The organism is Mycobacterium avium subsp. avium (assembly GCF_009741445.1).
Classification (GTDB): Bacteria; Actinomycetota; Actinomycetes; order Mycobacteriales; family Mycobacteriaceae; genus Mycobacterium; species Mycobacterium avium.
Map to the genome: position 1 here is coordinate 4,175,907 of NZ_CP046507.1, position 12,497 is coordinate 4,188,403.

Annotated in this window: 13 protein-coding genes; 3 read left to right on the top strand and 10 right to left on the bottom strand. The window is 67.6% G+C overall.

The window, feature by feature from the left end; genetic code table 11:
• Positions 1-21: 21 nt before the first annotated feature.
• Positions 22-864 carry an aldo/keto reductase gene (locus tag MAA44156_RS19515; RefSeq protein ID WP_009979110.1) on the bottom strand — a complete coding sequence of 281 codons (843 nt, stop codon included), beginning with the start codon at positions 862-864 and terminating at the stop codon, positions 22-24.
• Between the two features lie 463 nt (positions 865-1,327).
• Here MAA44156_RS19515 and MAA44156_RS19520 point away from each other — a divergent pair, with 463 nt between their 5' ends.
• On the top strand, positions 1,328-2,155 hold the full coding sequence (locus MAA44156_RS19520; RefSeq protein WP_011726086.1) for an inositol monophosphatase family protein: 828 nt from the start codon (positions 1,328-1,330) through the stop codon (positions 2,153-2,155).
• A 15-nt stretch (positions 2,156-2,170) separates the two neighbouring features.
• Here the strand turns inward: MAA44156_RS19520 and MAA44156_RS19525 are convergent, their stop codons facing one another.
• The 9 genes from MAA44156_RS19525 to MAA44156_RS19565 all read right to left on the bottom strand — a co-directional run bounded on the left by MAA44156_RS19525 (position 2,171) and on the right by MAA44156_RS19565 (position 11,434).
• Entirely contained in the window at positions 2,171-3,367 is a 1,197-nt protein-coding gene (locus tag MAA44156_RS19525) for an NAD(P)/FAD-dependent oxidoreductase (protein ID WP_023880635.1), read from the bottom strand.
• 25 nt (positions 3,368-3,392) lie between these two features.
• Positions 3,393-4,220, bottom strand: a complete 828-nt coding sequence (locus MAA44156_RS19530) for a mycofactocin-coupled SDR family oxidoreductase (RefSeq protein WP_009979114.1) — start codon at positions 4,218-4,220, stop codon at positions 3,393-3,395.
• Positions 4,221-4,311: 91 nt separating this feature from the next.
• On the bottom strand, positions 4,312-5,160 hold the full coding sequence (locus MAA44156_RS19535) for an SHOCT domain-containing protein (protein ID WP_009979115.1): 849 nt from the start codon (positions 5,158-5,160) through the stop codon (positions 4,312-4,314).
• Between the two features lie 82 nt (positions 5,161-5,242).
• Positions 5,243-5,995 (bottom strand): PE family protein, encoded by a 753-nt coding sequence (locus MAA44156_RS23695; RefSeq protein ID WP_104123822.1) that lies wholly within the window; start codon positions 5,993-5,995, stop codon positions 5,243-5,245.
• 176 nt (positions 5,996-6,171) lie between these two features.
• Positions 6,172-7,362 carry an elongation factor Tu gene (gene tuf / locus MAA44156_RS19545; protein WP_003873538.1) on the bottom strand — a complete coding sequence of 397 codons (1,191 nt, stop codon included), beginning with the start codon at positions 7,360-7,362 and terminating at the stop codon, positions 6,172-6,174.
• 170 nt (positions 7,363-7,532) lie between these two features.
• Positions 7,533-9,638: an elongation factor G gene (gene fusA / locus MAA44156_RS19550; protein WP_003879424.1), complete on the bottom strand. Its 2,106-nt coding sequence runs from the start codon at positions 9,636-9,638 to the stop codon at positions 7,533-7,535.
• A gap of 71 nt (positions 9,639-9,709) precedes the next feature.
• Positions 9,710-10,180 carry a 30S ribosomal protein S7 gene (rpsG, locus tag MAA44156_RS19555; RefSeq protein WP_003873540.1) on the bottom strand — a complete coding sequence of 157 codons (471 nt, stop codon included), beginning with the start codon at positions 10,178-10,180 and terminating at the stop codon, positions 9,710-9,712.
• Positions 10,180-10,554: a 30S ribosomal protein S12 gene (gene rpsL, locus MAA44156_RS19560; protein WP_003879423.1), complete on the bottom strand. Its 375-nt coding sequence runs from the start codon at positions 10,552-10,554 to the stop codon at positions 10,180-10,182. Before rpsL ends, rpsG begins: the two co-directional genes overlap by 1 nt.
• A gap of 247 nt (positions 10,555-10,801) precedes the next feature.
• Positions 10,802-11,434, bottom strand: a complete 633-nt coding sequence (locus tag MAA44156_RS19565; protein WP_003873542.1) for a TetR/AcrR family transcriptional regulator — start codon at positions 11,432-11,434, stop codon at positions 10,802-10,804.
• Between the two features lie 154 nt (positions 11,435-11,588).
• Between MAA44156_RS19565 and MAA44156_RS19570 the strand changes: the two genes are divergently transcribed.
• The gene (locus tag MAA44156_RS19570) at positions 11,589-11,966 is read left to right on the top strand and encodes a DUF3060 domain-containing protein (RefSeq protein WP_003873543.1); all 378 of its coding nucleotides are present in this window, start codon (positions 11,589-11,591) and stop codon (positions 11,964-11,966) included.
• A 45-nt stretch (positions 11,967-12,011) separates the two neighbouring features.
• Complete coding sequence (locus MAA44156_RS19575; RefSeq protein ID WP_009979122.1) at positions 12,012-12,497, top strand: DUF3060 domain-containing protein; 486 nt, start codon at positions 12,012-12,014, stop codon at positions 12,495-12,497.

The window sequence follows — 12,497 nt, forward strand, 5'->3', positions numbered from 1 at the left end:
GCTGGGGTTTTCGCGAAACCGTCAGGTTCCCATGAAGGTCATCGGGTCGTGCAGCACCCGGGTGCCGTCGTGCAGTCCCTCGATGGCCTCCATGTGCTCGGGCTCCAGGGTGAAGTCGAACACGTCCAGGTTCTCGGCGACCCGCTCCGGCTTGGACGACCGCGAGACCACGACGTTGTCCAGTTGCAGGTTCCACCGCACCAGCACCTGCGCCGGGGTGCGGCCGTACTCGGCCGCAATCGTCGTCACGGTCGGCTCCTCGATCAGCCGGCCGACGCCCAACGGGCTGTAGGACTGCGTCGTCACGTCGTGCTGGGCGTGCACCTGACGCAGCTCGGCCTGGTTGAGCCGCGGGTGCAGCTCGACCTGGTTCACCGCGGGCACCTCGTCGGTCTCCTCGATCACCGTGGCCAGCAGGTCCTCGGTGAAGTTCGAGACGCCGATCGAGCGCACGTGGCCCCGCTCGCGGGCCTCGATCATGCCCTCGAAGCTCTCCACGTACTTGCCCAGCTTCGGGGCCGGCCAGTGGATCAGGTAGAGGTCGAGGTAGTCCAGCCCCAACCTGTCCAGGCTCTCCTTGCACGACTCCTGGGCACTGTGGAAGCCCTGCCGCGAGGTGCCCAGTTTGGTGGTGACGAACAGTTCCTCGCGAGGGATGCCCGACGCGGCGATGGCCCGGCCGACGGCGGCTTCGTTTCCGTAGGAGGCAGCGGTGTCGATGAGGCGGCAGCCGGCTTCCAGCGCCGCGAGAACCGAGCTTTCCGTCTCCTCATCGGACAGCTTGGCCACCCCCAAGCCGAGTACTGGCATCTTCGCCTCGTCATTGAGAGCGACGGTCGGAATCGCGCTGGAAGAGCTGTACATCTCATCAATCACTGTCACTGGTCAATCACCTGCCTGCCAAGTCGCGTGCTGGATTTTCCTTCGATGAGAACGATTCGGAGCCGACTTGCCCGAAGGCCCCTCGATATCGCCCGACAGCAGACCCTAACCGAGCTCGGCAACCGCTGCACCGAACCCGAGAACCGATGCGGCCACAGCAAAAATCGTCGCGGGTCAGCGTTACGCTTTTCCAGCGCAATGGTTTTGGCGTGCGGTCGTTGGCAATTTTGTGACCCGCGCTACAGCGGCGTCACGCTCCCCACGACGAGCGGGCTCAAACATTCACCTGGAGTGAACTGCATCACCGTCGAAAGTGTCGATGGCTTAAGCTTTTTCGCGTTAGTTCAGCACGACGCCGGGGTGCGCGAGACGCGAAATCGCCGAGCCCGTATGATCGAACGACGCCGAACGCACGCCACCACTGGAAGCGAGGCAAGTCTCTCCCATGAAGTCAATGCAAGAGCTTTTTGAAATAGCTTGGCAGGCAACGCAAATCGGTGCCACGACGTTGAAGAAAACGCAGCCGAGCTCGGTGCAGCACAAGGGTGACCGCGACCTGGTATCCGATGTCGACCTGACCATCCAGCGTGACATCGCCAACTACCTGTCCCAGACCACGCCGGACGTCGCGCTGCTGGCCGAGGAGTCCGACCACCAACCCGACATCGAAACCGCCGAGTGGCTCTGGGTTCTCGACCCGGTGGACGGCACGTCGAACTTCGTGCACGGGCTGCCGCTGTGCGCGGTATCGCTGGCCCTGCTGCACGCCGGCCGCACCGTGGTGGCCGTCACCCACGCTCCCCTGCTGGGCAAGACCTACCACGCGATCGAGTCCAAGGGCGCGTTCGTCAACGGGGAACGGATCACCGCCAGCGCCACCGACAGCCTCAGCGGGGCGATCGTCTCGCTCGGCGACTACGCCGTCGGCCACGATGCGGGCCGGCTCAACGCGCACCGGCTGGCGCTCACCGCCGAGCTGGTGCCCCGGGCGGAGCGGATCCGGATGATCGGCGCCGCGACGCTCGACCTGGCGTTCGTCGCCGAGGGTGCCCTGGACGCCTGCGTGATGATGTCCAACAAGCCGTGGGACACCGCCGCGGGGACGCTGGTCGCCCGCGAGGCCGGAGCGCGGCTGACCGACGCGCAGGGCAACCCGCACACTCACAAGTCCGCGTCGACCGTCGTCGCCGCGCCGGGCATCGCCGAGCAGCTGGCCACCGTGATCCGCAACACCGAGGTCCCCAGCGACCGGTACGCGGCCGCCGTCGGCTGAGCGCCCGCCGTCGGCTCAGCCGAGCATCTCGGCGATGGGCACGGCCGCGGCGATCTTGGCGCGGGTCTTCATGACCTTGCCCGGCATGCCGCCGCCGACCACCCCGACCAGGGCCCCGTCGCGTTCGTAGTAGGCCAGGAACTTGCGGCCGTCGTCCTCCATGATGTGGACGATGTCGTCGGCCTCCGGTTCACCCAGGCACTGGATCTTGACGTCGTACTGGTCGCTCCAGAAGTAGGGCACCACCACCACCGGCGGCACCTCCTTGCCCAGCATCGCGGGCACCACCACCCGGGCCTGGTCCGCGACGTTGCTCCAATGTTCCACCCGCCCTTGGTGTCCCGTCGCGTCGCGCCACGACGCGACGTCGCCGAGCGCCCACACGTTGGGGGCGCTGGTGCGTCCGGCCTCGTCGCACAGGACGCCCCGGTCGACGCTGTCGATCGCCACGCCGCTGCCCTCGAGCCAGTCGGTGGCCGGACGCGACCCGATGCCGATCACCACCACGTCGGCCGCCAGCTCGGTGCCGTCGGTCAGCACCACCGCCTCGACGTGCGTGTCACCGCGCACCTCTGAAACCCCGACACCGAGGCGCACGTCGACGCCCTCGGCGCGGTGCAGCCGGGCCACCAGCTCGCCGATCTGCTGGCCGAGCACCGCGGCCAGCGGGGTGGGTTGCGGCTCGACCAGCACCACGTCCACGCCCAGGCTGCGCAGGCTGGCGGCCACCTCGCAGCCGATGAAGCCGGCGCCGATGATCACCGCGCGCTGCGCCGCGGACGCGTGCTCGCGCAGCGCCAGGCTCTCGTCGAAGGTCCGCAGCACCCGGATGCCGTCCAGGTCCGGGATGGTCGGTATGCGCCGCGGCACCAGGCCGGTGGCGATGACGAGTTCGTCGTAGCCGAGCGTGATGCCGTCCTCGAGCGTCAGCGTCTGCGCCGCGGTGTCCAGGCTGCGCGCGGCCGACCCCAGCCGCAGCGTGATGTCGTTGTCGTCGTACCACTGGCGGGGTTTGAGCGCGGTGTCGTCCACCTCTTTGCGCAGCACCTCTTTGGACAGCGGCGGGCGGTCGTAGGGCAGGTGCACCTCGTCGCTGACGATGGTGATGGGCCCGGAATACTCCGAGCGCCGCAGCTGCTCGGCGGTGCGGGCGGCGGCCAGGCCGCCGCCGACGATCACGATTCCGTTGCTGGCGCTTGCGTCACTACTCACGTGGAGTTCTTAGCACGATGGCCGCTCAGTACTTTAGGGCGCCCTTATCAACGGGGATCTGCGTGCCGGTCAGCGTGCCCGAGCCGTCGCCGGCCAGCCAGGCCACCACGTCGGCGACCTCGTCGGCGGTCATGAAACCGTTGGGCTGCACCGGCATTGGCGGGAAGCTGTGCACGAAGCTGGGATGGCGGGCGAAGATCTCCATCATCGCCTCGGGCTCGATCATCGGGGTTTCGACCGAGTACGGGTGGATGGAGTTGACCCGGATACCGTATTCGCCGAGCTCGATGGCCAGCGTGTTGGTGAGCGCGGTCAACCCGTGTTTGCTGGCCGAGTAGTGGCCGTTGCCCGGGGTGGCCTTGAGCCCGGCCGAGGAGCTGACCACCACGATGGAGCCGCCGTTGCCCGCCTCGATCATCGCCGGCACGGTGGCGCGCAGGGTGCGCCAGGTGCCGGTCAGGTTGACGCCGATGACGGTGTCCCACTGCTCGTCGGTGAGTTCCCAGACGCGGCCCCAGCTGAGCACGCCGGCGTTGGCCACCACCACGTCCAGCCGGCCGAACTGCTCCATGCCGTCGGCGACCAGCTCCCGCAGGGCGGCGTCGTCGCGGACGTCGAGGACGCGGGTCAAGGCCTTGCGGCCCTGATCTTCCACCAGCCGGGCGGTCTCGTCGAGGTCCTCGGGGGTGGCCGGGGCGTAGGTGACGCTGGCCGACACCGGCGCGCAGATGTCGCACGCGATGATGTCGGCGCCCTCGGCGGCCAGCCGCACCGCGTGCGAGCGTCCCTGCCCGCGGGCCGCCCCGGTGATGAATGCCACCCGCCCCTGCAGTGATCCGGCCTGTCCCGCCACAGCTCATCCCTTCGACCGCCAGTAGACCAAGCCAGGCTAGCAGCGGAACTGAAACGTGTTCTAATTCGCCCGGCGGTTGCCGGAAACCGCGTCAGATCTCGGCGATGATCGCGGCCCGCCGGCTGTTGTATTCCTGCTCGGTGAGCGCCCCGCTGGCGTGCAGATCGTTGAGCTCCTGCAGCCGCGCGGCGATCGACGGTCCCGGCGGGGCGGCCACCGGCGCCGACGGCTGCCCGGTCGCCGGTTGCCCCGCCGGCGCGGGTTGCCCGGCCGGCGCCTGCTGCTGGGCCGCCCGGCGCACCACCGCCTGGATCTGGGCGCGCAGCGCCGGGTTCGACCGGATGTCGACCATCCGGTTCAAAGGGATGTTGTTGGCCTTGAGGATCTGCATGATCTCCATCAGCGGGCCGGCCTGCCCGCTCAGGTCGTAGGTGGTGTTGTCCTCGGCGACGGTGAACTGCGCCGGCACCAGGCCGTTGACCAAAGCGCTTCGCTCCCAGTCGATTCGGTATTCGTTGGTGGTGGGATTGACCAGCACCACCACCTTGCGGGCGTTGAGGTTGCCCAGCCGGGTGACGCTGGCGATGACGCGGTCCTCGCTGTCGAACGGCACCAGCCCGGGGCCGGCGATGTGCAGGTGCACCTTGACGACCTGCTGGTTGTTCACCCAGGTCCCGGTTTCGGTGATGCCGGTGATCTGGGCCAGCGCCAGCACCCCGTTCTGCTCGAGGGCGGCCAGTTTCTCCGACGACTTCGCCCCGTAGTTGGCCAGCGCGAGCGCGATCAGCACGTCGGCCACGGTGATGAGCAGGCCGACGTAGAACATCCACTGCAGCAGGCTGCCGAGCCCCAGCGTGAAGTACACGACCAAGAAGATCGGCCCGACCAGGCCGCCGCACAGCAAAACCACCAACTGTGCTTTCAGGTAGCGCGCTAACACTTGCCCCTCCTCGGTTTTGCTGGGGAATCCGTGTCAGATTAGCGCTCACGGCGTCGCCGAGGCGGCGATACGCGCAAACCGCTTACCCGGACTCCGGCGGCACGATGGGCACTCGGCGCACCGGGGCGGTCGCGGGTTGCGCCTGCGCCGGGGCGTGCGGCGCGGGGCGCGCCGAGACAGGCAGCGCCGGGCCGGCCGAGGTCTGCGGCGCCGCCTCGGGCTGCGCGGCCGCCGCGGGCGTGCCGGCCGGCGCCGGCGCCGACGAAGCCGCCGGCTGCACGGGGGACGGGGAACCGGCCGGCGCGTACGCGGGCGTCGCCACCCGGGCCGGGCCGGCCGGGGCGGTGGCCGAGGCCAGCGTCGCCGATCCCGCGGGGGCCGCCGCGACCGGCGTGCCGGCCGGGCCGGGGGTGGCCGCGGCCGCCGCCGGCGCCACCGCCGCCGCCAGGGGGGCCGCGGGTGCCGTCGGCGCCGAACCGCCCACCGCGCCGCTGACCGCCGGCAGCTGCGCGGCCACCGATGCCGGGCCGGCCGCGCTCTGCAGCGGCGTGGTGTTGGCGGCCTCGGTGACGGCGTACTGCAGCGCGCCACCGTTCATCAACTGCACGAACTGGCTGTGGAAGGCGGCGGCCTGGGCGGACAGCGCCTGATAGACCTGGGAGTGGGCGTCGAACAGGGCGGCGATGCTGGCCGACACCTCGTCGGCGCCGGGGGCGAGCACCCCGGAGGTGGGACCCAGCGCCGCGGTGTTCGCGGAACTGATCGTCGACCCGATCCGGGCCAGATCCGTCGCGGCAGCCGCGACGAATTCCGGAGTCGCTTGAACGAACGACATCGGCACCACCCCGCCACGTCCTACGGTCCCCGAGGGACAACTACCGCAAAATCCTAGTGCAGGCCGCGCCGCCGGCGCATTATTTCTCCGGCGTCGATCCGAGTCCGCGGGGCGCACAGCAGAACAAAGCCCGGATCGCCGCGTGGGCAATCCGGGCTTTGAACCGACTGAGCGAACTACTTGATGATCTTGACGACCCGGCCGGCGCCGACGGTGCGACCACCCTCGCGGATGGCGAACCGCAGACCCTCGTCCATGGCGACGGGCTGGATCAGCTTCACCGAGATGTTGGTGTTGTCACCGGGCATCACCATCTCGGTGCCCTCCGGCAGCGTCACCACACCGGTCACGTCGGTGGTGCGGAAGTAGAACTGCGGGCGGTAGTTGTTGAAGAACGGCGTGTGCCGGCCGCCCTCGTCCTTGGACAGGATGTAGACCTGGCCCTCGAACTCGGTGTGCGGCGTGGTGGTGCCGGGCTTGGTGACGACCTGACCGCGCTCGACGTCCTCACGCTTGATACCACGCAGCAGCAGACCGACGTTGTCACCGGCCTGCCCCTGGTCGAGCAGCTTGCGGAACATCTCCACACCGGTGACCGTGGTCTTGGTGCTGGACGGGCGGATGCCGACGATCTCGACTTCCTCGTTCACGTTGATCACGCCGCGCTCGACACGGCCGGTGACCACCGTGCCACGACCGGTGATGGTGAAGACGTCCTCCACCGGCATCAGGAACGGCTTGTCCGTCTCGCGGACCGGGTCCGGGATCGACTCGTCGACGGCCTCCATCAGCTGCTCGACGGACTCCACCCACTTGGCGTCGCCCTCGAGCGCCTTGAGCGCCGACACCCGCACCACCGGGGCGTCCTCGTCGAACTCCTGGGCGGCCAGCAGCTCGCGGACCTCCATCTCGACGAGCTCGAGCAGCTCCTCGTCGTCGACCATGTCGGCCTTGTTCAGCGCGACCAGGATGTAGGGCACACCGACCTGACGGGCCAGCAGCACGTGCTCGCGGGTCTGCGGCATCGGGCCGTCGGTGGCGGCGACCACCAGGATCGCGCCGTCCATCTGGGCGGCGCCGGTGATCATGTTCTTGATGTAGTCGGCGTGACCCGGGGCGTCGACGTGAGCGTAGTGCCGCTTGTCGGTCTGGTACTCCACGTGGGAGATGTTGATGGTGATACCGCGCTGACGCTCCTCGGGCGCGTTGTCGATCTGGTCGAACGCGCGGGACTCGTTCAGGTCCGGGTACTTGTCGTGCAGAACCTTGGTGATAGCCGCGGTCAGCGTGGTCTTGCCGTGGTCAACGTGACCGATGGTCCCGATGTTGACGTGCGGCTTCGTCCGCTCGAACTTCGCCTTCGCCACTTCTGTGTCCTCCTGGACTAGTTGGTGCTTGTTAAAGCAGTGTTGGTGTTTTCAGTTGTGCCGCGCCCAAGGCATTCCAATGACCCGGCAAGATTACTCCGCTGCCAGTAGCTACTGACCCGTCGCCTTCGCTGAGCCGATTGCTCGGCTCCGAGCCAGTGAGTTGACACTCACTGACCCGTCGCCTTCGCGATGATCTCCTTCGACACGTTGGCCGGCACTTCGGCGTAGGAGTCGAAGACCATGGAGTAGTTCGCCCGGCCTTGGGTCTTGGACCGCAGGTCGCCGACGTAGCCGAACATCTCCGACAGCGGCACGTGCGCCTTGACCACGCGAGCGCCGCTGCGCTCCTCCATGGCCTGGATCTGGCCACGGCGGGAGTTCAGGTCGCCGATCACGTCGCCCATGTAGTCCTCGGGCGTGGTGACCTCGACGGCCATGATCGGTTCCAGGATGACCGGCTGGGCTTGCGCCGCAGCCTTTTTCAGCACCTGCGAACCGGCGATCTTGAAGGCCATCTCCGACGAGTCGACCTCGTGGAAGGCACCGTCGAGCAGGGTCACCTTGAGGTTCACCAGCGGGTAACCGGCCAGCACACCGTACTGCATGGCGTCCTGCGCGCCGGCGTCGACCGACGGGATGTACTCGCGCGGGATGCGGCCACCGGTGACCTTGTTCTCGAACTCGTAGGTCGCGCCGTCCTCGCCGGTGAACGGTTCGAGGTTGATGATGACCTTCGCGAACTGGCCCGAGCCACCGGTCTGCTTCTTGTGGGTGTACTCGACGTTCTCCACCTTGCGGCGGATGGTCTCCTTGTAGGCCACCTGCGGCTTGCCGACGTTGGCCTCGACCTTGAACTCGCGGCGCATCCGGTCCACCAGGATGTCCAGGTGCAGCTCGCCCATGCCGCCGATGACGGTCTGGCCGGTCTCCTGGTCCAGGTGCACCTTGAAGGTGGGGTCCTCCTCGGCGAGCTTCTGGATCGACAGGCTCAGCTTCTCCTGGTCGCTCTTGGTCTTGGGCTCGATGGCCACCTCGATGACCGGGTCGGGGAAGGTCATCGACTCCAGCACGATCTGGTGGTTCGGATCGCTCAGGGTGTCACCGGTGGTGGTGTCCTTGAGCCCGATCACCGCGTAGATGTGACCGGCCGAGGCGGTCTCCACCGGGTTCTCCTTGTTGGAGTGCATCTGGAACAGCTTGCCCAGCCGCTCCTTCTTGCCCTTGGTGGAGTTGATGACCTGGCTGCCCGAGTCGACCTTGCCCGAGTACACCCGGACGTAGGTCAGCTTGCCGAAGAACGGGTGCGTGGCGACCTTGAACGCCAGCGCGGAGAACGGCTCGTCCGTCGACGGCTTGCGGGTGATCAGCTCTTCTTCCTTGCCGGGGACGTGGCCCTCGGCGGGCGGGACGTCCAGCGGCGACGGCAGGTAGTCGATGACCGCGTCCAGCATGGGCTGCACGCCCTTGTTCTTGAACGCGCTGCCGCACAGCACCGGGTAGGCCTCCGAGCTGATGGTCAGCTTGCGGATGGCGCCCTTGATCTCCTCGATCGTGAGCTCTTCACCGCCGAGGTACTTGTCCAGCAGCGCCTCGTCCGTCTCGGCGACGGCCTCGAGCAGCTTGGTGCGGTACTCCTCGGCCTTCTCCTGCAGGTCGGCGGGGATGTCGACGACGTCGTACTTCTCGCCGAGCTTGGCCTCGGCGCTCCACACCTTGGCCTTCATCTCGACCAGGTCGACGACGCCCTCGAAGTCGCCCTCGGAGCCGACCGGGATCTGGATCGGGATGACGTTGGCGCCCAGCCGCTCCTCCATGGTGCGCACGGAGAAGTAGAAGTCGGCGCCGATCTTGTCCATCTTGTTGACGAAGCAGATGCGCGGGACGTCGTACTTGTCGGCCTGGCGCCACACCTGCTCGGACTGCGGCTCGACGCCCTCCTTGCCGTCGAACACCGCGACGGCGCCGTCGAGCACGCGCAGGCTGCGCTCCACCTCCACGGTGAAGTCGACGTGGCCCGGGGTGTCGATGATGTTGATCTGGTTGTCGTTCCAGAAGCAGGTGGTGGCCGCGGAGGTGATGGTGATCCCCCGCTCCTGCTCCTGCTCCATCCAGTCCATGGTGGCGGCGCCGTCGTGCACCTCACCGATCTTGTAGCTGATGCCGGTGTAGTAGAGGATGCGCTCGGTCGTCGTCGTCTTGCCGGCGTCGATGTGCGCCATGATGCCGATGTTGCGGACCTTGGTCAGGTCGGTCAGCACGTCCTTCTGTGCCACAGAAGTCTTCCCACTCTTTCGATTGCTCGGTTAGTTCGCTGTCGCCGCCGCCACTGTGCGCGCGGCGTTGATCACCAGCGGTAGTGCGCGAAGGCGCGGTTGGCCTCGGCCATCTTGTGGGTGTCCTCGCGCCGCTTGACGGAGGCCCCGAGGCCGTTGCTGGCATCCAGGATCTCGTTTGCCAGCCGCTCGACCATGGTCTTCTCCCGGCGTTGCCGCGAGAAGCTGACAAGCCAGCGCAGCGCCAGCGTGGTGGACCGGTCCGGACGCACCTCGACGGGCACCTGGTAGGTGGCACCGCCGACCCGGCGGCTGCGCACCTCGAGGGCGGGCTTGACGTTGTCGAGAGCACGCTTGAGCGTGATCACGGGATCGGTTCCTGTCTTCTCCCGGGCGTTCTCGAGCGCACCATACACAATGCGCTCGGCGAGCGATTTCTTCCCCTTCAGCAGGACTTTGTTCACCAGCTGGGTGACCAGTTGCGACCCGTAGACCGGGTCGTTGACCAACGGGCGCTTCGGCGCGGGCCCCTTGCGCGGCATCAGCTCTTCTCCTTCTTGGCGCCGTAACGGCTGCGAGCCTGCTTGCGGTTCTTGACACCCTGGGTGTCCAGCGAGCCGCGGATGATCTTGTACCGCACACCGGGCAGGTCCTTCACCCGGCCGCCGCGCACCAGCACCATGGAGTGCTCCTGCAGGTTGTGGCCCTCGCCGGGGATGTAGGCGGTGACCTCGACCTGGCTCGTCAGCTTCACGCGGGCGACCTTCCGAAGCGCCGAGTTCGGCTTCTTCGGGGTGGTGGTGTACACGCGGGTGCATACGCCACGGCGCTGCGGGCTGCCCTTGAGAGCCGCGGTCTTGACCTTGCCGATCTTGTCCCGACGACCCTTGCGGACCAGCTGCTGAATGGTTGGCATCTAGGCGGCTTTCTGTGTTGGTGTTGGCGTCTTTTGGGCGGTGTTCAAGTCTTCGTAGTGCAGTTATGACCGGTCGGGTCACCCCGCGGCCGGGTGTGTCGCATGCGCTGCGCACCGGACCGGGGTCCGATGCATCCTGGACACGCGAATTCGCCCGGCATTCACTTCCTTACGGTTAGGCGCCGTAAGCCGCCAGGCACGAGGAACCACAATACCCGCCGCCGGTCTCGCAGGTCAAAGCGGCGAACTAGCCGTGCGCGGTGCGCCGTTCCAGACCCGCCGCCAGCCTCAGCACCATGTCGGAGAACAAGGCGTCGGTGTCGATGTCGTCCATCACGCCGGTCATCTCCAGCAGCACGAAGCCGTGCAGGGCGGACCAGAACTCCAGCGCGGCGTGGAACGCCTCCTCGCCGTCCAGCCCGTAGGAGGACAGCACCGAGATCACCGGTGCGGCCGCGCCGCGGGTGGCGGCGGTGTACTCGGGATCGTCACCGCCCAGCGGCATCCGGGTGAAGGCCGAGTAGCGGCCGGGGTGGTGGTGGGCGTAGCTGCGGTAGGCGCCGGCCATGACCAGCACCGCGTCGTCGCGGGCGCGGCCCTCGCCGACCCGGTTGAGCATGGTGATGATGTCGTCGATGACCCGGATCCGCACGGCGCGGCGCAGGTCCTCCAGGCTGTCCACGTGGTTGTACAGCGACGGCCCCTTGGTGCCCAGCTGGGTGGCCAGGGCGTTGATGGTCAGCGCGTCCCAGCCCTCGCGATCCAGGAACGTCAGCGCGCCGTCGATGATCCCCTCGCGGCTCAGCTTGGCCGGGCGGGCGGCGGGCCGTCCCGCGCGCTGCCGCCCGGCCGCCGTCGGCGGTTCGGGTTGAGCTGCCATGCGGTCGCCCTTCGATCGGGTACGGATCAACTAATGACTCTAGTTGACGCGCGCCGAAGGAAAAGAAACTCTGCCCTCCTGCGGGCATCTGCACGTAATGTCATGCTTGCCTCGTTCGAGCATCTTCGAGCCGCGTGACAAAAGGGGGCCCGCCGTGAAGTGGACGACCGTCGCCGGGTCACTGGCCGCCTGCGCGCTTGCCGTCCTCGCCGGGGCGGTTGCCCCGCCGCGGGTCGCGCAGGCCAAGAACGGCGACACCCACATCATCGGGCAGGACACCGAGCAGACCATCGACTGCAACGACGCCACCCTGCTGGTCAACGGCACCGGCAACGTCGTCACCGCGCTGGGCAACTGCTATGCCGTGACGGTGATGGGTTCGTCGAACACCGTTATCGCCGACTCGGTTTCGCACGACATCACCGTGTACGGCTATGACCAGACGGTGTTCTACAAAAGCGGTCAGCCGTTCCTGTGGGACCGCGGCCGCGAATTGGGCATGACCAACCGGCTCCAACAGGTGCCTGGTTAAAGCACAGCAGCACAACGCAATTCGATCAAGGGGGAACGAGGAACCATGCCCGCCCGTACGCCCACACCTGTCCGTGACCGCTGGCTGCGCCTGACCGTGGCACCGGCCGCGGCGCTGCTGTTGGCCGGCTGCAGTTCGACGGCCAACCCGCCGGCGGGCTCGTCGACGACCACCACCAAGAGCACCGCCACGACGAGTGCCGGCGCGGCGCCGACGACGGGATCGGGCGGGGCGAGCACCACCGCGTCCATCGAGATCGGCAACACGATCAATTACGGGTCGATGGGCACCACCACCACCCTGGACTGCGCCGGCGGCAAGTCGCTGAACGTGGGCGGCTCGGACAACACCCTGACCGTCACCGGCACCTGCGAGTCGGCGACCGTCAGCGGCACCAACAACAAGATCACCTTCGACAAGGTCAACACCCGCATCACCGTGCTGGGGATGAACAACACGATCACCTACAAGGACGGTGACCCCAAGGTCGACAAGATCGGCCAGAGCAACACCATCAACAAGGGCGGCTGA

Coding starts and splice junctions, on each gene's coding strand:
- MAA44156_RS19515 (WP_009979110.1), bottom strand. CDS start 864: ATGTACAGCTCTTCCAGCGCGATTCCGACCGTCGCTCTCAATGACGAG.
- MAA44156_RS19520 (WP_011726086.1), top strand. CDS start 1,328: ATGAAGTCAATGCAAGAGCTTTTTGAAATAGCTTGGCAGGCAACGCAA.
- MAA44156_RS23695 (WP_104123822.1), bottom strand. CDS start 5,995: ATGTCGTTCGTTCAAGCGACTCCGGAATTCGTCGCGGCTGCCGCGACG.
- rpsG (WP_003873540.1), bottom strand. CDS start 10,180: ATGCCGCGCAAGGGGCCCGCGCCGAAGCGCCCGTTGGTCAACGACCCG.
- rpsL (WP_003879423.1), bottom strand. CDS start 10,554: ATGCCAACCATTCAGCAGCTGGTCCGCAAGGGTCGTCGGGACAAGATC.
- MAA44156_RS19565 (WP_003873542.1), bottom strand. CDS start 11,434: ATGGCAGCTCAACCCGAACCGCCGACGGCGGCCGGGCGGCAGCGCGCG.
- MAA44156_RS19575 (WP_009979122.1), top strand. CDS start 12,012: ATGCCCGCCCGTACGCCCACACCTGTCCGTGACCGCTGGCTGCGCCTG.